The 812-nt window shown below is 28.8% G+C and carries 1 pseudogene; it reads right to left on the bottom strand.

Features of this window, described 5'->3' with window-relative positions:
- Window positions 1–735, bottom strand: a pseudogene (locus MBFIL_RS04785) (hypothetical protein); the annotation flags it as partial.
- Window positions 736–812 lie beyond the last annotated feature (77 nt).

Genomic DNA, 812 nt, shown 5'->3' on the forward strand with positions numbered 1-812 from the left:
TTTTCCATCAGTGGTTAATGCTATTCTTGCTTGTTTTTCTGTTCTTGTGGTGATGAAATTTATCAAAGTATTTTTCTTCATGTTACCCACGATTTTGTAACTGATTAGTATATTAAGTTTTATGTCGAAGAGAGCTAGAATATAGAATTTTTCTCCATTAATTTTAATATATTGCTCGTCATACCCATAGTTTCCAGAATAAACTATTTTCCGACTGTTTTCACGTTTTAAATTACTGTAAAATTTATTAAGATAGTTGAGAGTGCTTTGTCTGGATGGAAATGCATTATTTACAATTCCATTAAGTAGAGATATGTTATTTAACGATAGATGCGATAGGTAGTTCACCATAATGCCTAATGATTGGACTTTGTTGGTGTAATTGCTATTTTTATCAACAAAAGGTTCTAATGGTGTTTGATGTGTTTTTCCACATTTCCTACATTTGTAAATTGTGGATTCTATTTTTTGATTTTTATTCAGATTTCTAAGACCATAACCATGTATTTTAAATGAGTCTGAACCACAACATTCACATTTAAAATCACTATTATCGATGTAACGACATTTAAGAGTCATGCCTGTTATTTCTTCCAATGTTTGATGATATGTTGGGTCTACACGATTATCTAAGTATAATATTTCTTCTTCTATCACAACTCTCTTGGTACCATCAGCATTATATATTTTAACATTCAAATTATTACTTGGAGGAAGTTTGTTTTCTCTTTGCATAGATTTAACTATATTCTTCCTCCATTTAATTAATGTTATTATACTCACTTTTTTTTGAATTATACTGAACATTACAT

The organism is Methanobrevibacter filiformis (assembly GCF_001639265.1).
GTDB classification, from domain to species: domain Archaea; phylum Methanobacteriota; class Methanobacteria; order Methanobacteriales; family Methanobacteriaceae; genus Methanacia; species Methanacia filiformis.